We start from the raw sequence: 24012 nt of genomic DNA, 5'->3' as shown, positions 1-24012 counted from the left end.
CGGGATACGGCCAATATCCTGTCTTTTTTATTTTACTCTTATAAACCACTTCCTTATCTCTCTACATCTTCATGACACTTCAGAAAGAAAAAGGAGGTATATCAAATCACACTTTTTTTAGAAACAATCACCTTGAAAATTAAAACATTCATACCTACACCGTCAGTTCAATACAGATCTTATTGACTCTCAACCCTATTCAAGTAAACCATCACATCATTTCTATCGTTTTTATACCGGATCACTTTCGTGTAAAGCGCTATTAATAGCTTTATTAAAAAACTATATCAGGAAGTGAACAGGTAGTATTCATCTAATCTATATGTTATGATTATTAAAGATCGTAGTATATCCCTGACGCAACCCAACGTTATCTCTCTCGAATATAAATGTTATTTCCTTTTACCGCGAATTCAGTGTTCCCTGTCATCTCTAACATTTCCACTACCTTGGAAAAATCCTCGTAACGTTTCATTTTCCCGGTGAACGTTACCTCTTTCTGCGAAGGACTTTCCCAGATAATATTCACGTCATACCAACGGGCAACCACTCGCATAATCTCCTCCAGACGTTGCTGCTTAAAAGCAAAAACACCTTCTCTCCACGCTGTATACAAGTAAGGGTCGACCTTTTGGGATTTTACCCGACCGGATTTATCCAGCACGGCCTGTTCTCCCGGCACTAACACAACTGACTCATCCCCGGCTGTAAACAGGACACTTCCCTCAACCAACGTGGTTAACACCTCATCTTCATCCCGATAGGCCCGCACATCAAAACTCGTACCCAACACTTTCACGACTGACCCGTTCACTTCCACGCTAAATGGATGTTCCCTGTCCTCGATCACATCGAAGTAAGCTTCACCGGTTAAATACACTTTCCGCTCCGGCCCCACGAAACTCACGGGATAACGAAGTGCAGACTCGGAATTCAAGTACACTTTCGTCCCGTCACACAAAATGATCGAATACTCACCCCCGCGAGGCACCCTCAACGTGTTATAACGCTCTTCCCGAACGAACGAATCCACTTGGTAACTCAGGCCCCGATTTTGCACGACAATATTTGCCCCCCGCTGAATAACTAACGAATCAGATCCTCCCACACCCAAAAATCTCGTCGTTCCATCCTCGAGAATCAACTCGGCCTTTGCTTCTCCATGCCGGATAATACCAGCCACCTCTTCCGGGATCGATCCGGACTCCTCTTCTCCACCAAGCCACAAGGCGATGATGAATAACGGGAATAGTATCCCTGCCGCAATGGCTGTCACCCGACGAATCCATCGAACCCGAACGCTACGTTTCTGTTTCCTGAGTACTTTCAAATACCCCTCCACAATATTCACTCGGGCTACTTCCTCGCTTTTCTGTGCTATATATTCAGCACTCATCATGCTCTTATAGAGCCGATCGTTCTCCTGACAATTCTCCCGCCACGTTTTCAATTGTTCCTCTTCCTGTTCGGAAAGAGTTCCCAATAAGGCTTTTGATAAAAGAGTCGGGATTCTGTTATAATTTTTAATACTTTTCATATCTCTCGTTTATATAGACATGACTCTTCAAAAAGAAAAAGGAGGTATCATTCAACGAAAAAAAATCCATTCTTCTCCATACCAACGCTTACATCGATCCCATCAACATCATGATAACCGTTCGTTACCCCTCCGTTCCTAGTAACAAGTACATAACGAAACAGATGTAAGATTAACCATTGATTAACAACGTCTTTAGTCAAACAAGAAGAACGGGGTTATGCCATCGTGAAAAAAAGAGTAAATAAATTCCCGAGTTTCTCTTTAAGCAACCGTCGGGCCACCTGCTTTTGCTTTTTCACCGTTTCCACGGCAATACCTAACTCTTCGGCAATTTCCTTGGCCGAATAACCTTGGATCGCCCTAGAAAATACGTTACGACTTCCGGGAGGCAAATCCTCTAGGGCATTCATGACAATACGAAAGGTTTCATTCTTGATATACTCGTTGATTTCGGTTTCATCGAATTCCTCGGTAAAAGATTTAGTGACACGTTGGCGAACTTTCTCCGCACGTAGATGACTAAAACATTTATAACGCACCATCTGATACAAATAGGCAGACAAGTTATCAACCGCTCCCAATTTTTCCCGGGTTTCCCATATCTTCACGAAGACATCCTGCACAATATCTTCTGCCACATCTTGGTTGTCAAGATATTTCATGGCAAAAGAGACCAGCACAGAATAATAGTCTACAAAAAGGACCTGAAAGGCCTTTTCATCACCCAGCATCAAGCTATGCACATCTTTAGGAGTTTCACCCATCATTCAAATTCTATTACTTCACAAATATAACGAATTTATTTTGTAATATGAAAAGTTCATAAGGTCCATCGACCTTATAGACCTTACAAACCTTATGAACTTTATAAACCTTATAAACTTTTTTTATTTTCACGGTTATGCTATTTTGTCAGCTAAAACTGCTAAATTTGCAGATGAGTATTGAGGATTGGATTCTTTTTCACGTTCCATGCCAGACATCAAGGATAAAGAATTCATAAATTGTAAATCACATGGAGGACATCAGAACGATTAAACAACGTTTCGAAATTATCGGGAACGACATCAAGTTAAACCGGGCAATAGAAAAAGCTGTACAAGTAGCTCCCACGGATTTTACCGTGCTTATCACGGGAGAGAGTGGCGTAGGGAAAGAGATTTTCCCCCGAATTATCCACAGTTTCAGCACCCGTAAACATGCACAGTACATCGCGGTTAACTGCGGGGGGATTCCGGAAGGAACCATTGATTCCGAATTATTCGGTCATGAAAAAGGATCATTCACGGGAGCGCTTTCCGACAGGAAAGGTTACTTCGAGGTCAGTGACGGGGGAACAATTTTTCTGGATGAAGTGGGAGAATTACCTTTATCCACGCAGGCGAAATTGTTACGCGTACTTGAGGCCGGAGAGTTTATCCGGGTCGGATCGTCGAAAGTACAAAAAACGAACGTGCGAGTAATTGCCGCCACGAACGTGGACCTACCAGCGGCTGTCAAGAACGGGAAGTTCAGAGAAGACCTTTACTACCGGATCAACACGATCCCGATTTCGATTCCTGCACTACGGGACCGGAAAGAAGATATATCCCTCCTGTTCCGAAAATTCGCAGCTGACTTCGCCGAAAAATACCGTATGCCTCCCATCCGACTGACCGAGGACGCCGTGCAAATACTCGAAAACTACCGGTGGCCGGGAAACGTGCGGGAATTGAAAAACATCACGGAACAAATTTCCATTCTCGAACAGGAAAGGACGGTTGATGCCTTGAGATTAAAAGAGTATCTCCCGGCACAAAATAATACGCTCCCGGCATTAACATCTAACCCGGAAAGCGATCATAGTTTCGCCACGGAACGGGAAATCCTGTACAAAATACTTTTTGACATGAAAAAGGACATGAACGATTTGAAACACCTCGTGTACGACATCATGCAAAAAGAACACACGATAAAGCCCGAACCGGAACCTTCCACCTCCATCGTTCTCCGGAACTTGTATGAAACTCCGCAATCGGAATTCCTTGGACAAGCCCCGCAAAAGACGATCTCCGTGGAGAAGAACAATCATATCGAGGATACAGAAGCTGTCGTGGAAGAATCCCTCTCACTGGAAGAGAAAGAAAAAGAAATGATCGTGAAAGCCTTGGAAAAAAACCACGGCAAACGAAAACTGGCCGCGCAGGATCTTGGAATATCAGAAAGAACTCTATACCGGAAATTAAAAGAGTATGATATTGAAATTTGAAAACACGAAGAGACGAATTTCTGCAAATTAAAATTATCTTTGTCTGGTACAAATAGCATCGCGTGCATATCAAGATAAAATACACATGATCAAGAAAATTATACCTATATTATTGTTGGCTTTTGCCTTTAACGGGTGTAAACTACAAAGTATTAGTTACTCGTTTTCAGGCGTGTCGTTACAAAATGGAGAAAAAACATTTTCGGTAGATTACTTCTCGAATAAAACCGCTTTTGCCCCGAACTTGGGGGCGGATTTCACGGAAGCACTGAAAAGCTATTTACGTTCGCGAACAAACCTGACCGAATTGACAGACAATGACGGGGATATTCGTTTCGAGGGACAGATCACCGGATTCACACAAACCCCGGTTGACATCACCGCCGATGAAATCGCCGCCAAGAACCGGTTGACAATCACGATCCGGGTGAAATACACGAACACGAAAGACGAATCGGGGAAATCGGATTTCGACACGTCATTCTCGCATTATGAAGATTACGGGATTGACGAGAATTACGAGTCCATCGAACCCGACTTGATCAAGAAAATCACAGAGAAGATTATCGAAGATATTTATAACAAGGCCTTAACAAACTGGTAAACGTTGAAACCGGAAGAATTAATTGATATTATACGTTCAGGACGAAAAGAGGGAGAGGACATCCGGAACATGGAATTTCTCATAGAACAATTCCCTTATTTCGCCACGGCACGAACCGTGTACTTGAAAATGTTACACGATTCGGGTCACTCGGCCTATCCCGAGAAATTAAAGCATAATACGATTTACATTCCTAATCACAAACAGTTTTATCGTTTCCTGAACAATTTATTATCGGATTGGAACGAGATCGGGAATCCGGTGTTCAAGCCGGAACCTGTTGCAATCGAGTTGCTGGAAGACAAGGAAGAGGAGAAGAAAGTCGTTCCCGCAACCACGTTCTACCAACTTGAAAACGAGTTCCCGGAGGAGGAATTCCTACCGATAGATGCCATCGCGAATGAATGGTTGTCACGTAAAAAACAAAAAGAGGAACGAAAAGATTCCCTTATTGATAAATTTATCCAAGAAGAACCCTCCATGCCCAAGATCACGGAGGAAAACCCGGGTACACCAGTCATCACAGAGCCTGTCACGGATGAAAAAACCGAATTTTTCTCGGAAACTCTGGCAAAAATATACGTCCGCCAACAACTATATGACAAGGCCATTGCAACTTATCTAAAATTAAGTTTGAAATATCCGGAAAAAAGTGTTTACTTCGCGGTTCAGATTGAAAAAATAAAAGAGAAAATTAATAATAATAAGAACTAATTATGTACATAGCTGTTTCTATTTTGATCTTTATTGTTTGCGCTCTACTTATATTGATCGTATTGGTGCAAAACTCAAAAGGCGGTGGTTTATCTTCTTCCTTTGCTTCTTCAAACCAAATCATGGGTGTAAGAAAGACAACCGATTTCTTGGAAAAAGCGACATGGACATTAGCTGGGGCAATGCTTGTTTTATGTATTGTATCCGCAATGGTACTCCCCAGAGGTGAACAAGCCGGAAAAAAATCTGCTATTCAAGAGCAAATTAATACAGCCGCTCCGGGAACACAAGCAATCCCTGATTTCGGAACAATGAACAATAACAACACGACCACTACAACGAGTGAAGAGAATAACACGACTTCACAAGAACAAGAATAACGATTCACGGAATCGACACGAGAAAATGTCAGTATGTCAGTCATACTGACATTTTTTTGTTTGGCACGAATTATGCTCTTCTCCAAACGTAATTTTCAATTAAAAAGAAAGAATTAATTAATAATAAACTTTTAAATATTAAGAATTATGGCACTTAAGACAGTTCTTAACAAAATCATTGTAGAGCCGGTAGAGGCAGAAACTAAAACCGCATCAGGTATCATCATCCCTGATTCCGCAAAAGAAAAACCACAAAAAGGAATCGTAGTAGCAACCGGAAAAGGCAAACACGACGAGCCGATGGAAATCAAAGTGGGAGATTCAGTTTTATTCGGTAAATATTCAGGAACTGAAGTCAATATCGACGACAAAAAGTATCTGGTGATGAATCAATCAGACATTCTGGTGGTTCTTTAATAATTGATTCAGTGATTGACGATTGATGATTTAGTGATTAAAAGAAAGGATAAAAAAACATGAAAGTGAATCACTTAATCGAAAATCATAAATCACGAAATTTATAAGATTTAAAATCTAAAATTAGAAAACGGTTATGGCAAAAGAGATAAAATTTAATGTTGAAGCCCGCGATTTATTGAAAAAGGGTGTTGACGAATTGGCTAACGCAGTGAAAGTAACGCTTGGTCCCAAAGGACGTAACGTGGTAATCGAGAAAAAATTCGGTGCCCCGCATATTACCAAAGATGGTGTTTCCGTGGCAAAAGAGATCGAACTTTCTGATCCGTATGCAAACATCGGGGCACAAATGGTAAAAGAAGTAGCATCCAAAACAGGTGATGACGCCGGAGATGGAACTACAACCGCAACGATTTTGGCTCAATCTATCATCAACGTGGGATTGAAAAACGTGACTGCCGGAGCGAACCCGATGGATTTGAAGAGAGGTATCGACAAGGCTGTTGCTGAAGTAGTGAAGAATTTGGAACAACAAAAAGAAGCTGTTGGTGAAAACTATGACAAAATTCGTCAAGTTGCCCGTATCTCTGCCAACGGTGATGACAATATCGGAGCATTGATCGCTGAGGCCATGGAGAAAGTGACCAAAGAAGGCGTGATCACGGTGGAGGAAGCCAAAGGTACTGAAACCGAAGTAAAAGTGGTTGAAGGTATGCAATTCGACCGCGGTTACATTTCCCCCTATTTCGTAACTGACACGGAGAAAATGAACGCAGAATTCGAGAAACCTTACATCCTGCTTTATGACAAGAAAGTTTCCACGATGAAGGAACTTCTTCCGTTGCTGGAACCGGTTGCTCAAGCCGGACGTGCTTTAGTAATCATCGCAGAAGATGTCGAAAGCGAGGCATTGGCAACCTTAGTTGTAAACCGTTTGAGAGGCTCGTTGAAGATTGCTGCCGTGAAAGCTCCCGGATTCGGAGACCGCAGAAAAGAAATGCTGGAAGACATTGCCATATTGACAGGTGGTGTTGTAATCTCTGAAGAGAAAGGTTTAAAACTGGAGACTGCCACGATCGATATGCTAGGATGCGCTGACAAAATCACGATCGACAAAGAAAACACCACGATCGTGAACGGTTGCGGTTCAAAAGAGGCTATTGCAGAACGTGTAAATCAAATCAAGAAATTGATCGAACATTCTACTTCTGACTACGATAAAGAAAAATTACAGGAAAGACTGGCTAAATTAGCCGGAGGAGTTGCCGTACTTTACGTGGGTGCCGCTTCTGAAATCGAGATGAAGGAGAAGAAAGACCGCATCGATGATGCCTTGAGCGCAACTCGTGCCGCAATCGAGGAAGGTATCGTTCCCGGAGGTGGTGTGGCTTACATCCGTGCTATCGAAAGTCTTGAAAAAATGAAAGGCGAGAACGAAGACGAAACCACCGGTATAGAGATCATCAAACGTGCTATCGAAGAACCGCTTCGTCAGATTGCCGCTAACGCCGGAGTTGAAGGAGCCGTGGTAGTGAACAAGGTAAAAGAAGGCAAGAAAGATTTCGGTTACAACGCCCGTACAGGTGTTTACGAAAACTTGATGAAGACCGGAGTTATTGACCCGAAGAAAGTAGCGAGAGTTGCCTTGGAGAACGCCGCTTCTATCGCCGGAATGTTCTTGACCACCGAATGTGTTTTGGTAGAGGAAAAACAAGAAAATCCTGCTCCCGCGATGCCGCCGATGGGTGGAGGAATGCCGGGAATGATGTAATCATCGAGGAATTTAGATAAAAAAAGCCCCTTTTCGGGGCTTTTTTTGTTTACTTTATATACCTTTACACCCGCAAATTCAATTTATTACACTTAATACGATTTTATGAATTACACGATTCTCGATTTCTTGCAGTTGATCGGATCATTGGGTGTGTTCCTCTTCGGTATGAAGATGATGAGTGAGGCCTTGCAAAAGGTAGCGGGTAACAAAATGAGAACCATCCTCGCCGCAATGACATCCAATCGCGTGAAAGGGGTGATTACAGGTTTGTTAATCACGACCATCATCCAGAGTTCCTCAGCCACCACCGTAATGGTTGTCAGTTTCGTTAATGCCGGCTTACTTGACCTTATCGGTTCTATCGGGGTCATTATGGGTGCCAACGTGGGAACCACGTTCACGGCATGGCTAATCTCCATCCTAGGGTTCAAGATCAGTATGGTCAGTCTTTCTCTTCCCCTAATCGGGTTGAGCCTACCGCTGCTTTTCTCGGCAAAACGGATGCGCAAGAGTTGGGGGGAATTGATTATCGGTTTCGGACTTCTATTTATCGGTCTGAACTTCCTGCAGGAAAACATGCCGAATATTCATGAAAACCCCGAGATTCTGAATTTCCTACATAATTACACGGATTTAGGGTATGGTTCTTATATCCTGTTCATGCTCATCGGAACAGCACTGACCATACTAATACAATCATCATCTGCCACGATGGCATTGACGCTAGTCATGTGTGCCAACGGATGGATCGGTTTTGACATCGCCGCCTCCATGGTTTTGGGAGAAAACATCGGAACCACGATTACGGCGAACCTCGCTGCCATGGTTGCCAACACGACCGCCAAAAGGGCCGCTTTCGCTCATTTCCTGTTCAACCTTTTCGGGGTTGCATGGGTTTTGGCCATATTCCCGTTCTTTTTAGGCTGGGTCGCACAATTGAGTATTTACTTGGGAATTGGAGATCCGTTCACAAGTGTGGGTTCGGTTCCGGTAGCGCTATCGTTGTTTCACACTTGCTTTAACGTGGCCAACGTGCTTATTTTGATCTGGTTTACCAAGGTCATTGCAAAACTCGTTACCCATATTATCAAATCCAAAGAATCGGCAGACGATGCCTTCACGTTGAAACATATCAAAATCGGGTTATTATCTACCCCGGATGCATCCTTGTTCCAAGCAAAACAGGAGATTTCTCACTACGCGAAGAACACATTGGATATGTATCGCCAAGTAGTAGAATGTCTGCACACTCCCTCGAAAGAATTCGAAAAGAAATTCAATAAAATCGACAAACTGGAAGACGAGAGTGACGTGGTGGAAGTAGAAATTGCAGACTACCTGACGAAAGTATCGGAATCCAAATTATCCACTGAGAACTCGCAACGGGTTAGAGCCATGTTCAAGATCGTGTCGGAAATCGAAAGTATCGCCGACTCGTCATTGAACGTTGCCAAAGCTGTTGGACGCCGGAATGAACAAAACGTGGAATTCCCCGAATTTATCGACGAGAAGTTACAACACATGATGGCTATCGTGGACGAGGCCCTCGTGGTTATGTGTGCTAACCTCACGATTGAATACAAGGAAGTGAAGGCAAAGAAAGCTTACGAAGTAGAGCAAACGATCAATGATTACCGGACAATCCTGCAACAGGAACACTTGACGGCAATCGAGGAAAAGAAATATGATTATGCCACGGGTATTATATATAGTGACATTTTCTTCGAGTGCGAGAAGATCGGGGATTACGCGATTAACGTGACCGAGGCAATCAAGGAAATCGGGAGTGACAATTAATGAATTGAAAATTGAAAATGAGATATTTAACTTTCAATTTTTAGTCCTTAGTTTTTAGCTTTTAACTTTTAGTTTTTAACTTATAACATATAACATGGCACAAGAAGATATTTTTAAAAAGCTGGTAGCACACTGTAAAGAATACGGATACGTGTTCCAGTCATCAGAGATATATGACGGGCTGGCTGCGGTGTACGATTACGGACAATACGGGGTTGAACTGAAAAACAATATCAAAAAGTACTGGTGGGACTCAATGGTGCTGTTACACGAGAACGTGGTAGGATTGGATTCCGCCATTTTCATGCACCCGACTATCTGGAAAGCCTCCGGACACGTGGATGCTTTCAACGACCCGTTGATTGATAATAAAGATTCAAAAAAGAGATACCGGGCAGACGTACTGATCGAAGATCATATTGCCAAATATGACGACAAGATCGAAAAAGACGTTGCCAAGGCAAAAAAGAGATTCGGGGAGAAGTTTGACGAAACATTATATCGCCAGACGAACCCGCAAGTGCTGGAAAATATTCGGAAAAAGGAAGAACTTACTGCCAGAATGGCAAAGGCTTTGAATGATAACGACTTGGTTGAACTTCGTCAGATTATCGTTGACAACAAGATTGTTTGCCCGATTTCCGGAACCAGCAACTGGACGGAAGTACGCCAATTTAACTTGATGTTCTCCACGGAAATGGGATCCACGGCCGAAGGTGCCAGTAAGATATACCTGCGTCCCGAAACGGCACAAGGTATTTTCGTAAACTTCCTAAACGTCCAAAAGTCCGGACGTATGAAAGTTCCTTTCGGGATCGCCCAGATCGGTAAAGCTTTCCGTAACGAGATCGTGGCACGTCAATTCATCTTCCGGATGCGTGAATTCGAACAAATGGAAATGCAATTTTTCGTACGCCCCGGTAGTGAACTCGATTGGTTCAAGAAATGGAAGGAAACCCGTATGAGCTGGCATCAAGCGTTGGGATTCGGACCGGAGAAATACCGGTTCCACGATCACGAGAAACTGGCGCATTACGCAAATGCAGCCACGGACATTGAATTCCGTTTCCCATTCGGCTTTAAAGAGGTGGAAGGAATCCATTCCCGCACGGACTTTGACCTGAAACGTCACCAAGAGTTCTCCGGGAAGAAAATACAATACTTCGATCCCGAGTTAAACGAATCATACGTACCTTACGTGATCGAAACATCTATCGGCGTGGACCGGATGTTCCTGCAAATCCTTTCTGCCGCTTACACGGAAGAAGAGATCGAAAAAGAAGACGGATCGAAGGATTCACGGGTTGTATTGAAATTACCTCCTGCCCTAGCCCCAATCAAGCTGGCCGTGATGCCACTCGTGAAGAAAGACGGGCTACCCGAGAAAGCGGAAGAGATCATGAAATTATTGAGACTGGACTTCAGATGCCAGTACGATGAAAAAGACTCTATCGGTAAACGCTATCGCCGCCAAGATGCCATCGGAACTCCGTTCTGTATTACCATCGACCACCAGACGTTGGAAGATAACGCCGTAACCATCCGTTACCGGGATACTATGGAACAGGAACGCGTGGCCATAGACCAATTACATGACATCTTGAGAAAAAAGACGGATCTCCGTGAAATTCTGAAAGAAGTTAAGATATAATGATTGAGTGATTGGGCCCGATTCCGCAATTTAAAAGAATCATAAATTGCGGAATCGGAAATCCCTCAACCTAAAATCATAAAATTCACTATCTTCTTAACTTTTACTTTTCCATCCCCGTATATAGTGTTACTAAATTAACCAATTAATTTGTAACGCTATGAAAAAATTGACATTGCTATTGTTGATAGCCATCTCTTGTGGATTCTACACGGGGGTACGAGCGCAAGTCAACGTGACTTCCGTTTCGGAAAAAAATGACGCGGACAACTTCTATAAAATGATGAAAGAGGCTTTCCCGCTATCATTCAACGACCCGGCATCCCCAAGATTCGTGTTTTTCAACAAGAATAAAAACTTCGTTTTCGGTGTGGGGGGATTTGTGCAAGTACAGGGGATTTACGATTTTAACGGAGTTCCCAATGACAATTATTTTACCACAAACACCATCGCTCTCAAAGGAGAACAATCCGGGGGTAGATATGGTATTTCTGTCGGGCAATCCCGCCTATTCTTCAAATTAGTCGGGGACACGGATGTCGGCAGATTGGTCACCTACATGGAAATGGAATTCGAGGGGAACCAGAGTACCCCGATTCTAAGACAAGCTTTTATCAAGTTTAAAGGATTCACGATCGGTAAAACATGGAGTACATTCTGTGATATTGCCGCAGGACCGGCCACGGTGGACGAGGAAGGCCCTTCCAGCGAAGTGGCATTACGCCAGCCGCAGATTCGCTACACGTATAATTTTACAGACAAACTGGAAGCATCCTTGGCATTGGAGTACGTGGAGCCATCCTACACGGAAGGAGAATTTACCAAGTACATCAACCAACGAATTCCGGACATCCCGATTAATGTGAAATACAGTTTCAAAAACGGGAGCCACCTGCAAGCGGGAGCCGTGTTGAGAAATATGTATTACAAAGATGAAGTTGAGGATAAAGACCGGATCGTTACCGGTTGGGGAGCCTCATTGAGCGGTATCTGGCAATTTGCCGAAAATACATCCCTTTGTTTTCAGGGAGTGTACGGGAAAGGCATCTCCAACTACATACAGGACATTTCCGGTTCGGGCCTTGACCTCGTACCCAGCGCCACGGCAGAAGGGAAATTGAAAGCATTCAATGCATGGGGTGGCTATATCGGATTTTCCCATAATTGGAGTAAAGTTCTGACATCAAATATCATGTACAGCTATGCCCGAGTCCTTGATCGTTACGGGATGCCCGCAACATCATACAAATACGCACAATACGCCGCCGCTAACCTGTTCTGGGATTTCAGTGAATACGGTTCCTGCGCCATAGAGTACGTATTCGGTCGTCGGAATGACTTCAACAAAGATTACGGTAACGCCAGTCGTATCAATACGATGATACAGTACCGGTTCTAAAATCAGCACCAAGAAGTACGAATATATTTTAATCGGAAAAGGGATTATCCATTGTTTTGGAATAATCCCTTTTCTATATTTCAAACCACGCTCCTACTCACTCATGTTTCTTCACCTCAGCCTTACGAGCCTTTTCCGTGGTCTCTACCTTCACCACGTTCTCTACCGGCTTTTTCTCCTCCTTGATAACGGGTTGCCGCTCTTCCTTCACCACCGGGCGTGTCTCCTCTTTCACCGGGAGTACTACCGGGACAACAGGGCGAGCGGCGGCATACATCAAGTTCTCTTTCTTCTTGTTGTTCTCAATCTTCCAGACCACCCGACCGACAAGTTCGTCAACTAATTGTATTTACTGGAACAGTCCTGACTCTTGACCATACTCTCTCACTATCAACCCTATATCATTCGTCGATAAATATATATACAGGGATTAGAGTTTATTTAGCCCCATAATTCAGTTATTTGTATTATTTTTGCCCTTAACTATTCAAACGACTAGAAATGAAGGTTCACTACGGAGTTGAAAATATAGAGATCAAATGCCCGATCGTCACGATTGGAAGTTTTGATGGCGTACATTTAGGCCATGCTTGCGTGATACAACATCTAAAAGAGAAAGCGGCCAGTATTGATGGGGAATCCGTCATTATCAGCTTTGAACCCCATCCGAGAGAAGTGCTTTATCCCCGGGAACAGAAAATAGGGATCCTAACGACGCTGGAAGAGAAGATTGCCATCTTGGAAAAATATGGCGTTGATCACTTGATTATCTTGAAATTCACGCTTGAATTCGCCCAGCAACCCTATAATGATTTCGTGAAAAAGATTCTTATCGACAAACTAAGAATCAAGGGACTCGTCGTGGGCTATGATCATCGATTCGGGAAAGATCGAGCCGGGAATTTCGAGAACTTACAGGAACTAGCGAATGAATACGGCTTTTTTCTTGAAAAAGAAGTCGTTTTTGAAGAGGACGATGTAAATGTCAGTTCCACTAAAATCCGTAACGCTCTGGCCGTTGGAGACATTACCACGGTAAATCGCTTCCTCGGTTATTCTTATTCCGTCACGGGCGAAGTGGTTTACGGGCATCATCTAGGACACAAAATCGGTTTCCCAACAGCAAATATTCAAGTTTCCGACGAGCGGAAATTGTTACCCGCCATAGGCGTGTACGCCGTAAAAGTTATTATCGAGCAAGAAATCTTCAACGGGATGCTCAATATCGGGATCCGTCCCACGGTCAGCAATGATGGGCAAGTTTCATGCGAGGTGTATATTTTTGATTTCAACCGGGACTTGTACGGGAAAACCATCACGATAAATTTTATCGACCGTATTCGGGGAGAACGTAAATTCAACGATATTGAAGAATTACGAGCTCAGTTACAAAAAGACAAGGAAAAAATTCTCAAGCTATTGAAATCGTAAAATAAAAGCCACCTTGAATACAAAGTGGCTTTTCCTGTGATTATATAGAGAGTCTTAGTGTTTTTTCACTTCAACCTTACGGGCTTTTTCCGTGTAAATATCTTTTTGATCCACGGACATATCCTTACCCTCCCCGAACGTACTCATCCGATCGGCCGGGATCCCTTTACTCACGAGGTAAGTCTTCAAGGCCTCTGCCCGTTTCAAGGATAGCGGCAAGTTGATACGATCTGTCCCTGTGTGATCCGTATAACCACGAATATCAACTTTCACTCCCGGGAACTCTTTCAACGCCTCCACGATGCGAGAAAGTTCACTGGCATAACGATCCGTGTCAATGACCGCCGAATTACGTTTGAAATGGACTGTTGGTAATACCGGGAATGTTTTCTCCGTGGTCTCCACCTTCACCACGTTCTCTACCGTTTTCTCCTCTTGCTTGACAACTGGCTTTTGCTCTTCTTTCACCACCGACCGAGTTTCCTCTTTCACGGGAAATATCACCGGGGCCACGGAACGAGCGGTGGCGTACATCAGGTTCTCTTTCTTCTTGTTGTTACCAATTTTCCAGACTACTCCAACCGAGAGGTTTGCCAGCCAATTGTACTTGCTCGTGCAACAAGTTGCCACACCGTCAAAGTTATTATTTGCAATCCAAGCCACCCCGGATTTCAATTGCAAATCAATGTACTTGCTAGCACGATAGCGCAAGGCGATATCTCCTCCCAGCCCTAAGTTCACGTCATTATCCAGCGTGGAAGAGGTGTCAAAACGCTTGTCATCTTCCTTCTTGTATAACTTGGGCGAGAACTTTTGCAAGTAAACCGCCGGACTTAACAACACGGTCCAACGGCGTAGTTCTTTCTTTCCGAAAAAATTGTTTACATTAAAATCACCGTGGAGGCCTAACGTGAAATACTTGATCTTGGTGTAAATATCGTTATAATAAGCGAAACCAGTCGCTGGTTCCGTGCCATAATAAGATTCCCCGTTCGGGTAAATCTTAAACGCTTTCTCCCATTTCTTGGCACTTCCCTTTCCTTGACCCATGTCGGCCGTCAAGGACAAACCGAAAGTCGGGGTAAACTGGTACCCCAGTTGCAAGCCTCCTTGTACCCCGATATAAGTTTTATCCGCCGAAAAAGAGATCATGTCTCCCCGAAAAGCTGAAATCCCCCCGTTAACCCCCAAACTCCAACGGGAAAAATCATTGTATACTTGTTTCTTTTGTGCCTGTACTGATAAAGAGAAAAGCAGCATCAAAAGACAAAAAGGCAATAATAATTTTTTCATACCTAATTTATATAGTATTCAGATTTTGATGACTTGAAGAAGGGGTGTCTAGAACTAGACACCCCCTTTCTCCTGGTTGCAATCAATAATGAAAACAAAGTTCCATTATTTTCTTATAATCTATCTTAACTATTTCACCGCTACAGTTACAATAGTTTCAAGTTTTCTCCACGGACAATCCATAGAAACTTTCACCTTCAAGTTTACAGCTCCTACTTCACCAGTAGCATGGAATGTGATAATACCTGTCGTTTCATCGATAGAACACTTACCACCTCTTTGTTCCATTTGTGCTGCAAATGCTTTTGAATTCTCATCAGCCCATTCAAATTTCGGAGCTGAAATTTGGTATACTTTATCAGCAGCACGTTTCGTAGTACCATCTGCATCTACAATGATTTCTTCGAATGCTTCTTTCTCATAAAGAACAACATCTTTTTTATCTTTTACAACGATGCTCTTCATAATATTCAAAGTTTGATCTATTGTAGTATTATTTTTATCCAATTCACCCCCCTTGGCAACCAATGATTTCAACGGAGAAACGAAACGTACTGTAAATTTAGCTTCAGTGTTTGCTTTCAAACCGTCTGTCATGCTAATCGTTCCGCCAGTTGCTACATTATTGACCATCTTGTCCAGATCCAAGTTAAACCAAGTAACTGGTTGAACGTCAATATCTCGATAATCAGCATCTGCAGGTAACTTCGTTACAGAAATTTCACCCTTCCAATCCTCTTTGGCCGTAGCGTTTATATCTACAATATTTGCATCCTTTTCTGCCGGATTTACAAAAGTATACTGAATATTTGCTCTAGCACTAACTTTATTTTCAATATTCCATGCAGCATCCCAAGGATTCTCGTCATATGGCAAATTATAAATAAATGCATCTGCAATCTTACCTCCCATGTCAAATACATAGTCGTTCGTCTTGTCAAATACACCGTTTACAAGCATATGTCCACCTTCCCAGAAGTTACCACCTTGATCTGCATCCGTACGTTTCGTCAAATAAGGTCCTACTGGGTATTTAACGTTAACCGTGTAAATCACGTATACAGGAGGATAAACATTGTCGTCAGTAGATTTGAATACACCTTTCACTTGATATTGACCGGCTTTCTTATAGTTCGGAACATAAACTGCCAACCATTCATTCTTCTCTGTTTCCGTTTTTCCTGTCATCTTCAACTGGATTTCACTATCAAACGGAACTTCTGTAATTTGTTCGAATGTAGTATAAATCGTATGGAATTTATCTGCACCTAAAATGCCTAAATGAGTAGCAACGTGTCCATACAATTTATCCAATTGCAAATATTGAGCAGTACCTACATTATTCAACAGATAATCTAATGCTTGAGTGTAAGCTGGGATCTCTTTTTCTGCTTCTTTCTCTGCAATTAACACTTTAGCATATACTGTTTTTACATCTTTACCATGATTAACTTCTACATCACTTACCAATGTAATCTTAATAATTGGAGTTCTACCAATAGAAGAACCTTTCTCATCACTAGCCTCTTTAATTGTCAAAGTACCATCTTCTGCTAAATTTACATAGCTACAATGATCCTCTTTATTACCATCGTTATCTTCAAATAAGAATTCAACTTTTTCAAACTTGTAAGAATGTTCGTCAAATCCATTGGTAGTAAACTCGAATTTACCTTCTTTATTAGTCAAGCTTGTTCTTTTAAAGAATGCAGCGATTTCGTCAGCTAATTTCAACTCGCCTTTACCATCCTTATAAACTAACGTGAAATGAGCTTCAGCAGCCTTAGCCTCATCCCCTGTTTTAGCTAGTACATCTTTATATTCAGTTTCTCCTTCTTCAACAAATTTCTTCTCAATTGTCACATCATTCTGAGAGATGTTGTAATCAAATCCCATTACATAATCAGAAATCAATTCTTCTCCTTGATTTTGAACTTTCAATGCGACAATATTGAATGATGGATCAATCATTCCTTCTTGCATATCCCATCCCCAAATGTATGAATCCTCATCGGTTACGTCTTCCAACTTATTATAAGAGTACAAACCACTCATGGCTTTACCTCTTAAAGTCAAATATTCCCCGTCAACATTCACGTCAGAAACAAGAATTCCGTTGTTAGCAGAACGAGCTAAAATCTGTTGTTTTACAAACTCCGGATTCTCTACAGTAGCTCCTTTCGGGTTGATCTGATATTTCAAATCAGCTTTACCGGCATAAAGACGTACGTAAGCACCATCTTTATCAACACCATAGATCGTCGGGAACAGCAATCCGTTCTCTGCAACATCTACCAAATAATTCGGAATAGTCAACAAACCACTTAAAGCAGCGTTTTTCCAGATCTTAACCGGAGTCTCAGGAAGGTTACCTTTTTCGTCTACCACGTAGAATTCTACAAATTTGTCGTGATCAACAGCGTAAGAGGCACCCGTTTGTGTATTAACCTTTGCCCCTTCTTGTTTTGTTCCATTTACATAGATATAGCCATCCTCGCCGATCGTGATTACCACATCTGCAGCAGCTTCATTAACAACTTTTCCCTTGTCAACATTGTCGATGATCAGATGTCCATTCTCATCAACACTTACAACAGTTCCAACACCATCAGCTCCATCATTTCCTTTTTCACCATCTTTCCCATTTACAATGTCATAGCTTGTGTTGTCGTTGAATGTAATTTTGAAACCTCCTGTTATGGGAGTAACACTCGTGATTGCCTTTCCATCGTTAACAAGTTTCTTCAATTCCTCAAAGTTCTTGTTCAAAGTGTTCACCTGTTCTTGCAAACCATCTATATCGTCGTCGTAATCCTTACAACCAACGAATGTAGGACCTGCAAGACCACAAAGCAATACACCCAAAAGTGCAGTTTTTGCAAAATTCCGTTTTTTGTTCATACTTAAAATAAATTATATTGGTAATTAAAAAATATCAAGTCACCCCAAAGCGCAACTTTATCACTAAAATTTTATTCTACAATTTTTGAAACAAACGTTATTTTCTTGTTAATCATATACCTCCTCTTTTAAGGATTACAACAACGCATTAATTGTTCGTTTAATAAGCTACATAATAAACTTATAATCAAGATATTATAAATATAGATTATCAAATATATGTCATGTATTATTCGACGATATATGTTTGATTATAACAGTATTATCTATTAAATAAAATTATCTGGATTTATAATATGAATATCATGTCTAAAATCGGTTTAGACAAAACCACTAAAAATCAGTTATTTGTAGAAATGAAAAATTTAGTTCCCAATACCAAAAAAAATGATTCATTATCCCAATTAATCTCCTAAAATAATATAGTATATAGTTATCTTGAAATAAAAGGTGAGGATTTGATTCTTAAATAGATCGTAAAAATGCAACGATTACTATCAACATTTATATCGAAATACGTATCTACAACCTGTAAAACAGATCATTTGTGTCGTTTTTCGCACATACTAAACAATATATGTACAAAATATGAAATTTTTTTTGATCAATTCTTTCTTGTTTCATAAAAAGTCGTACATTTGCAATCAATATATGAACGATTATTGATATTTTCCATTAAGAAAATAAAATGGTTAATTTTAATAATAAAATATTTTATTCTGCAAACAAGATCTCAATCCCTTTTGATCAATTTCGATATAAAAGCCACCATTAATATTGGTGGCTTTATCATGTAAAACTACATGCGGTTTAGATGAAAAAGTCAGTGTAGCCTTCCAATAATGACACGGACAACAACCGTTGTAGTTTCGATCAAGATAGGAAACACCCTCGCTTCACTCTCGGTACACCTTCGTTACTCCTTCGCTTGAGGAGCGAAGGCAAAGCGTCAGTACTCTAAAAGTGTTCCGGGAGAAAATGCTTACTTGAATATTAGTGTTTCTTTACCTCAACCTTGCGAGCCTTTTCCGTGTAAATATCCTTTTGGTCCACGGACATATCCTTACCCTCCCCAAACGTCTTCATCCGCCCGGCAGGAATACCTTTACCAATCAGATAAGATTTCAAGGCCTCCGCACGTTTCAAGGATAACGGTAGATTGATTCGATCCGTTCCCGTGTGGTCCGTGTAACCACGAATATCGACTTTCACTCCCGGGAATTCCTTCAATGTTTCCACGATACGGGAAAGTTCTCCGGCGAAACGTACCGTGTCTATAACCGCCAAGTTACGTTTAAAGTGAATTGTCGGTAACACGGGGAAAGTCTTTTCCGTGGTCTCTACTTTCACCACGTTCTCTACCGGTTTTTTCTCCTCCTTGACAACGGGTTTCCGCTCTTCCTTCACCTCCGGGCGTGTCTCCTCTTTTACCGGGAGCACCACCGGGACAACGGAACGAGCGGCGGCATACATCAAGTTCTCCTTTTTCTTGTTGTTACCGATCTTCCAAACCACCCCGACCGACAAGTTCGCCAACCAGTTGTATTTACTGGAACAACAAGTGGCAACACCGTCAAAATTGTTGTTAGCGATCCAGGCAACACCGGATTTCAATTGCAAATCGATATGCTTGCCGGCACGATAGCGCAAGGCGATGTCACCTCCCAATCCCAAGTTCACGTCGTTATCCAGCGTGGAAGAGGTGTCAAAACGCTTGTCTCCATCCTTCTTGTAAAGTTTCGGGGAGAACTTCTGCAGGTAAACCGCCGGGCTTAACAACACGGTCCAACGGCGTAGTTCTTTCTTCCCGAAAAAATTGTTCACGTTAAAATCACCGTGTAACCCGATAGTGAAATACTTTACCTTGGAATAAAGGTCATTATAATAAGCGAAACCCTCTTCCGGAATCGTCCCGTAATAGGATTCGCCAGTAGGGTAAATCTTGAACTCTTTTTCCCACTCCTTGGCACTCCCTTTCCCCTGTCCCATATCGGCCGTCAAGGACAAACCGAAAGTCGGGGTAAACTGGTAACCCAGTTGGAAGCCTCCTTGTCTACCGATGTAAGTTTTATCGGCAGAGAAGGAAACCATGTCGCCACGGAAAATGGAGATTCCCCCGTTAACTCCCAAGCTCCAACGGGAAAAATTCTTGTAAATCTCCTTTTTCTGTCCTTGGGCAAACAAGAAAGAAGTCAGCACTAAAAAGCAAAAAGATAATAGCAATTTTTTCATACTTAAATGTGTCGTATTCAATTTCTGATCGTTTGAAGAAGGGGTGTCTGAATCAGACACCCCTCTCTTCTTGTTTGAAATCATTTTAATGATTTCCTTCTGGTTGCAAAGATTTATATACTCCCTGTATTCTAATCCTATTTCTAGTTTTTATGGAATTTTACCGGAATTTCCAATGTCACAACTGAGTGTCCACGTTCAGTTTCTTTATTTGCATGATTGCATACCAGCCCCCAAACATGTTTAACACAAACTTCAACTTTGATTACAAATTCGTTAGCAATATCCTCACCATCATTGATCCAAGTTACATATTCGCCTTCGGCATCCGTCTCAAATTTGATTTTCTTGGAGTTCTCTGTATCAAGTGCAGTTCCATCGCTGAAGAATCCACCGATTACCTTGTATTCGAACACACTGTTTACATCGTATACCTGTTTCCAGTAGTTACACCATCCATCGGTTCCACGTTTGAACAAATCAATAGTTCCTTGATCTGTCAAATCTGTATCGTATACAATATGGTTGTATCTAAAGCCTTCTTGTGCTGCATTCTCGTCAGACAAATAATCTGCAAGCCTGAAACAATCTTTCAAATAAGCTTTGTTCTCAGCAAGAGGATATTTGTCATACAACGGATCGATAGTTTTCTTGACGAATCTGATCGGGGTAATGAATGCAACTTCAAATTCTTTAATTACAACTTGAGAACGTCCATACTCAGGAGCCTTAGCAGTTCCCGTATAATCGTGCATATCATGAGCTTGAGAACCAACCTTGTCTGTGGTCTTACATTCTGGTAAATTGTCAGAAGCTTGGTCTTTGTTATACTTCTTCTCGCCATTGTTGCAAGTTCCATACAATCCGTCATAGCATTCGTTGAAACTTACTACGGCACGAATCTTCACTCTCTTACTGTCTTCACCAATAGCATTGATCCATTGACGTCCGGCATCTGATTTTTCCAATTCAATCTTCCAAACACCATTTTCTTGATACAATTTAAGGCCATCGGTTGTTCCAGCCCAATCGGAAGAACTATTATATTTGTCAACCAATTCGAATGACAATGTCGGTTTTGCAATTGTTGCCAAATCATATGCAGTTTCACCCGTTCTCGGTTTCAACATTTGATCCATCGTGTATTTCTCCAAGTCAAACATGTTGTTCAAAACGGCCACCATATCATATTCGTCATCCGTTGTTTCAACTTTTCCGTCAGCACCCGGAGCGATCCGTCCGTGAGCATAGATCAAACCACCTTCACCATTAGTTCCCGGATCTTGCCAGTTCAACTTGGTAATTTCAGGAGCAACAGCGTTCGGGTAAGTTACAAATACAGTGTATTCAACATTTACATCCGGATAAACTTCTCCACTGTTCGGGATGTCAACATATTTAGCCTTAACAACATACTCTACGTGTTCCGTGCTGAATGCGGTCGGTTTAACAATCAAATCCAATTGATTCAAGATCGTTCCATCGTCTGCTTTTCTTTCTTCCAAATCAACATCTTGCTTACGAGTATTTGCATCTAAAGCGGCAGTATGTTGTTTTTGCAAATCAACAGTAATAGCCGGATCGAATTGATAATGTTTGTGGAATTCTTCTCTACCTCTAGAACCAGCTTGTTGTACACGAAGGTCATTGTAGATGTGGTCCATATCAAGTTCTACAGCTTGATCTTTATGTTGTAGCATTACTCTGATCGTGTCTTTGATTACGATCTTTTCAGTTACACTCTCTTTACCCTTGATTTCTAACTTGATCAAACGAGAAGCAACAACATTTTCTTCTGCTTCTGCACTAGCACCATCTTCAACCGGAGCAACCAATTTCACACGCACGATCGGAGTTCTTCCAATAGCAGCAGAGTGATCACCTTGTTCAAATCCTGGATATTGATCCGGAGATTTCACGTAAGCTTTAGTTACTAATTGTCTTTCATCCGTTCCGTCTTTTTCCATGGTAGAAACCAATTCCAAATATCTTTCTGTTTGGTCAACACCTAAATTATTGAAAGAAACAGTTTCGAATTTCAACTGGTAATCATCAAATCCATTCGTCATAAACGGATATTCCGTTCCATTGTCAATGAAGAATGTGCGGAAAAGTTCTGTCAAGTTTAATCCTTTACCGCCATTATCTTTCCGGTTGTCATATGCAATCTCGAAAGTCGTGATTGGAGCTAAACTCTTGTAGTATTCATCTGCATCCTCTTGTTTTGCTGGAGCAGCTTTTTTATCTTGATAAGAGTTTACAGACCGGAATTTATCTGCATACAAGTTTTCCTTGTTTGCATCCAGTGCATAATGCTCAACATCCGTATTCACGATACGTACATCTTTTTGTGCAATATGCCAATGTTTAGCCGGTGCTATTTCTGAATAAACGGTATCTTTCCCATTCAAAACAGCCAATGTCAAAAGATCACGTTTATTACCTTGGTGGTTATTACCTACCATCTCGGCAAATCTCCACGATTTTGCACGGAAATGCAACATTCCTACTTCTTTATCTTGACTATAACTCTTAGCTCCTTCCAGAACACCATTTGCCATATCATAGAATCTCTGACCCTTGTTAAAGATCATGTTTGCCCCGTCTTTCATGCTACGAGAAATTACGGTAGCCTCGCCATGTTTCCACAATCCTAACACTTTAAAAGCGTCAAAAGAAACAGAACGAGGATTGAACTGATACTTCAACTCAGCCTTACCAGCATAAAGAATAGAATTAGGCTCTGCCGGAATTGTTCCTACCGTGTATTCTGGAGCTGCAGCAATTCCATTTACATAATTACCCACACCATCAGTCTCGTCCTGAACAATTGTCGGGAAGAAAATCATGGGAGCCTCTCCTGCAGAAAGAGTTAAAGGCATGAATAAAATATCCGTTACAATATTCGTTGTTTTTGGAAGTGTTACTTTCTCGTAGTCTCCAACGGTAATACTGCCGTCTTCATTCACTGTTCCTTTCGGCATATAAAGTTCTACATAGCCTTGTTGTTCTACATAGAAAATTCCACCGATAGCAATTTTCGGCTCGATAATTTTGCCGTTCAAATAAAGATACCCGTCCTGTACCGTGAGTTTCACGTCAGTTACAGTCCCGGTACCTCCATCTTCCCCTCTCACATTTCCTAAATCAATAGGATCTTGCCCCTCATAAGTCGCATACAAGTGTCCGTCTTCTTTGATTTCAAATGAAGGAACCTTACCATCATTTCCGTCATTTCCATCAATACCGTCCTTACCATTCACGATCTCAACAACACTACCATCACCCAAAGTAACTTTCAATCCATTAGCGATTTTCTCAACACTCTGTACGAATTGTCCCTCCTTAATTTTCCCCAAAAGTTCATCAATGGATGTTTTGTTTGCAGTTATCTGCTCCTGCAAATCCTTAATATCGTCGTCGTAATCCTTACAACCGATGAAAGTAGGACTTGCAAGACCACAAAGTAGAGCACTTAAAAGTGCCATTTTTGCAAAATTCCGTTTTTTGTTCATACTTAAAAAGAATTATATTGGTAATTAAAAAATATCAAGTCACCCCAAAGCGCAACTTTTCTTTGTTAAATGTCTGTCTAACTTAATTGTGTACATGTGTAAATATTTGTCTAAAA

17 protein-coding genes are annotated in these 24012 nt (G+C 41.7%); 10 read left to right on the top strand and 7 right to left on the bottom strand.

The window, feature by feature from the left end; genetic code table 11:
• Positions 1-370: 370 nt before the first annotated feature.
• Positions 371-1537, bottom strand: a complete 1167-nt coding sequence (locus QVC79_RS01640; protein ID WP_270595256.1) for a FecR family protein — start codon at positions 1535-1537, stop codon at positions 371-373.
• Between the two features lie 218 nt (positions 1538-1755).
• On the bottom strand, positions 1756-2304 hold the full coding sequence (locus QVC79_RS01635; RefSeq protein ID WP_270595255.1) for an RNA polymerase sigma-70 factor: 549 nt from the start codon (positions 2302-2304) through the stop codon (positions 1756-1758).
• A gap of 251 nt (positions 2305-2555) precedes the next feature.
• Here QVC79_RS01635 and QVC79_RS01630 point away from each other — a divergent pair, with 251 nt between their 5' ends.
• The 9 genes from QVC79_RS01630 to QVC79_RS01590 all read left to right on the top strand — a co-directional run bounded on the left by QVC79_RS01630 (position 2556) and on the right by QVC79_RS01590 (position 12524).
• Positions 2556-3788: a sigma-54 interaction domain-containing protein gene (locus QVC79_RS01630; RefSeq protein ID WP_270595254.1), complete on the top strand. Its 1233-nt coding sequence runs from the start codon at positions 2556-2558 to the stop codon at positions 3786-3788.
• 85 nt (positions 3789-3873) lie between these two features.
• The gene (locus tag QVC79_RS01625) at positions 3874-4392 is read left to right on the top strand and encodes an LptE family protein (RefSeq protein ID WP_124316398.1); all 519 of its coding nucleotides are present in this window, start codon (positions 3874-3876) and stop codon (positions 4390-4392) included.
• Positions 4393-4395: 3 nt separating this feature from the next.
• Entirely contained in the window at positions 4396-5106 is a 711-nt protein-coding gene (locus QVC79_RS01620) for a DUF8458 domain-containing protein (protein WP_124316399.1), read from the top strand.
• Positions 5107-5108: 2 nt separating this feature from the next.
• Positions 5109-5486, top strand: coding sequence for a preprotein translocase subunit SecG (gene secG, locus QVC79_RS01615; protein WP_124316400.1), 378 nt, complete (start codon positions 5109-5111; stop codon positions 5484-5486).
• 147 nt (positions 5487-5633) lie between these two features.
• Positions 5634-5903 carry a co-chaperone GroES gene (locus QVC79_RS01610; RefSeq protein ID WP_124316401.1) on the top strand — a complete coding sequence of 90 codons (270 nt, stop codon included), beginning with the start codon at positions 5634-5636 and terminating at the stop codon, positions 5901-5903.
• Positions 5904-6039: 136 nt separating this feature from the next.
• On the top strand, positions 6040-7674 hold the full coding sequence (gene groL / locus QVC79_RS01605) for a chaperonin GroEL (RefSeq protein WP_270595253.1): 1635 nt from the start codon (positions 6040-6042) through the stop codon (positions 7672-7674).
• A 105-nt stretch (positions 7675-7779) separates the two neighbouring features.
• On the top strand, positions 7780-9474 hold the full coding sequence (locus tag QVC79_RS01600; protein WP_270595252.1) for a Na/Pi cotransporter family protein: 1695 nt from the start codon (positions 7780-7782) through the stop codon (positions 9472-9474).
• 94 nt (positions 9475-9568) lie between these two features.
• Positions 9569-11125, top strand: coding sequence for a glycine--tRNA ligase (locus QVC79_RS01595; RefSeq protein ID WP_124316403.1), 1557 nt, complete (start codon positions 9569-9571; stop codon positions 11123-11125).
• Between the two features lie 160 nt (positions 11126-11285).
• On the top strand, positions 11286-12524 hold the full coding sequence (locus tag QVC79_RS01590) for a DcaP family trimeric outer membrane transporter (RefSeq protein WP_270595251.1): 1239 nt from the start codon (positions 11286-11288) through the stop codon (positions 12522-12524).
• Between the two features lie 97 nt (positions 12525-12621).
• Here the strand turns inward: QVC79_RS01590 and QVC79_RS01585 are convergent, their stop codons facing one another.
• Positions 12622-12843, bottom strand: coding sequence for a hypothetical protein (locus QVC79_RS01585; protein ID WP_124316404.1), 222 nt, complete (start codon positions 12841-12843; stop codon positions 12622-12624).
• Between the two features lie 182 nt (positions 12844-13025).
• Between QVC79_RS01585 and QVC79_RS01580 the strand changes: the two genes are divergently transcribed.
• Positions 13026-13955 carry a bifunctional riboflavin kinase/FAD synthetase gene (locus QVC79_RS01580; RefSeq protein ID WP_124316405.1) on the top strand — a complete coding sequence of 310 codons (930 nt, stop codon included), beginning with the start codon at positions 13026-13028 and terminating at the stop codon, positions 13953-13955.
• Positions 13956-14009: 54 nt separating this feature from the next.
• Here QVC79_RS01580 and QVC79_RS01575 read toward each other — a convergent pair whose 3' ends face one another.
• The 4 genes from QVC79_RS01575 to QVC79_RS01560 form a co-directional block, all read right to left on the bottom strand.
• Positions 14010-15248 carry an OmpA family protein gene (locus QVC79_RS01575; protein ID WP_270595250.1) on the bottom strand — a complete coding sequence of 413 codons (1239 nt, stop codon included), beginning with the start codon at positions 15246-15248 and terminating at the stop codon, positions 14010-14012.
• A 129-nt stretch (positions 15249-15377) separates the two neighbouring features.
• On the bottom strand, positions 15378-18149 hold the full coding sequence (locus QVC79_RS01570; RefSeq protein WP_270595249.1) for a PL29 family lyase N-terminal domain-containing protein: 2772 nt from the start codon (positions 18147-18149) through the stop codon (positions 15378-15380).
• Between the two features lie 993 nt (positions 18150-19142).
• The gene (locus QVC79_RS01565) at positions 19143-20381 is read right to left on the bottom strand and encodes an OmpA family protein (protein ID WP_270595248.1); all 1239 of its coding nucleotides are present in this window, start codon (positions 20379-20381) and stop codon (positions 19143-19145) included.
• A 143-nt stretch (positions 20382-20524) separates the two neighbouring features.
• Positions 20525-23869, bottom strand: a complete 3345-nt coding sequence (locus tag QVC79_RS01560) for a PL29 family lyase N-terminal domain-containing protein (protein ID WP_124317959.1) — start codon at positions 23867-23869, stop codon at positions 20525-20527.
• Between the last annotated feature and the right edge of the window lie 143 nt (positions 23870-24012).

Source organism: Butyricimonas sp. (genome assembly GCF_019423355.1).
Classification (GTDB): Bacteria; Bacteroidota; Bacteroidia; order Bacteroidales; family Marinifilaceae; genus Butyricimonas; species Butyricimonas faecihominis.
This window is presented reverse-complemented; position numbering and strand designations above follow the sequence as displayed.

Bases quoted from the DNA above. Each gene is read 5' to 3' on its own strand.
- QVC79_RS01640 (WP_270595256.1), bottom strand. From the start codon at position 1,537: ATGAAAAGTATTAAAAATTATAACAGAATCCCGACTCTTTTATCAAAA.
- QVC79_RS01635 (WP_270595255.1), bottom strand. From the start codon at position 2,304: ATGGGTGAAACTCCTAAAGATGTGCATAGCTTGATGCTGGGTGATGAA.
- QVC79_RS01630 (WP_270595254.1), top strand. From the start codon at position 2,556: ATGGAGGACATCAGAACGATTAAACAACGTTTCGAAATTATCGGGAAC.
- QVC79_RS01625 (WP_124316398.1), top strand. From the start codon at position 3,874: ATGATCAAGAAAATTATACCTATATTATTGTTGGCTTTTGCCTTTAAC.
- secG (WP_124316400.1), top strand. From the start codon at position 5,109: ATGTACATAGCTGTTTCTATTTTGATCTTTATTGTTTGCGCTCTACTT.
- QVC79_RS01610 (WP_124316401.1), top strand. From the start codon at position 5,634: ATGGCACTTAAGACAGTTCTTAACAAAATCATTGTAGAGCCGGTAGAG.
- groL (WP_270595253.1), top strand. From the start codon at position 6,040: ATGGCAAAAGAGATAAAATTTAATGTTGAAGCCCGCGATTTATTGAAA.
- QVC79_RS01600 (WP_270595252.1), top strand. From the start codon at position 7,780: ATGAATTACACGATTCTCGATTTCTTGCAGTTGATCGGATCATTGGGT.
- QVC79_RS01595 (WP_124316403.1), top strand. From the start codon at position 9,569: ATGGCACAAGAAGATATTTTTAAAAAGCTGGTAGCACACTGTAAAGAA.
- QVC79_RS01590 (WP_270595251.1), top strand. From the start codon at position 11,286: ATGAAAAAATTGACATTGCTATTGTTGATAGCCATCTCTTGTGGATTC.
- QVC79_RS01580 (WP_124316405.1), top strand. From the start codon at position 13,026: ATGAAGGTTCACTACGGAGTTGAAAATATAGAGATCAAATGCCCGATC.
- QVC79_RS01575 (WP_270595250.1), bottom strand. From the start codon at position 15,248: ATGAAAAAATTATTATTGCCTTTTTGTCTTTTGATGCTGCTTTTCTCT.
- QVC79_RS01570 (WP_270595249.1), bottom strand. From the start codon at position 18,149: ATGAACAAAAAACGGAATTTTGCAAAAACTGCACTTTTGGGTGTATTG.
- QVC79_RS01565 (WP_270595248.1), bottom strand. From the start codon at position 20,381: ATGAAAAAATTGCTATTATCTTTTTGCTTTTTAGTGCTGACTTCTTTC.
- QVC79_RS01560 (WP_124317959.1), bottom strand. From the start codon at position 23,869: ATGGCACTTTTAAGTGCTCTACTTTGTGGTCTTGCAAGTCCTACTTTC.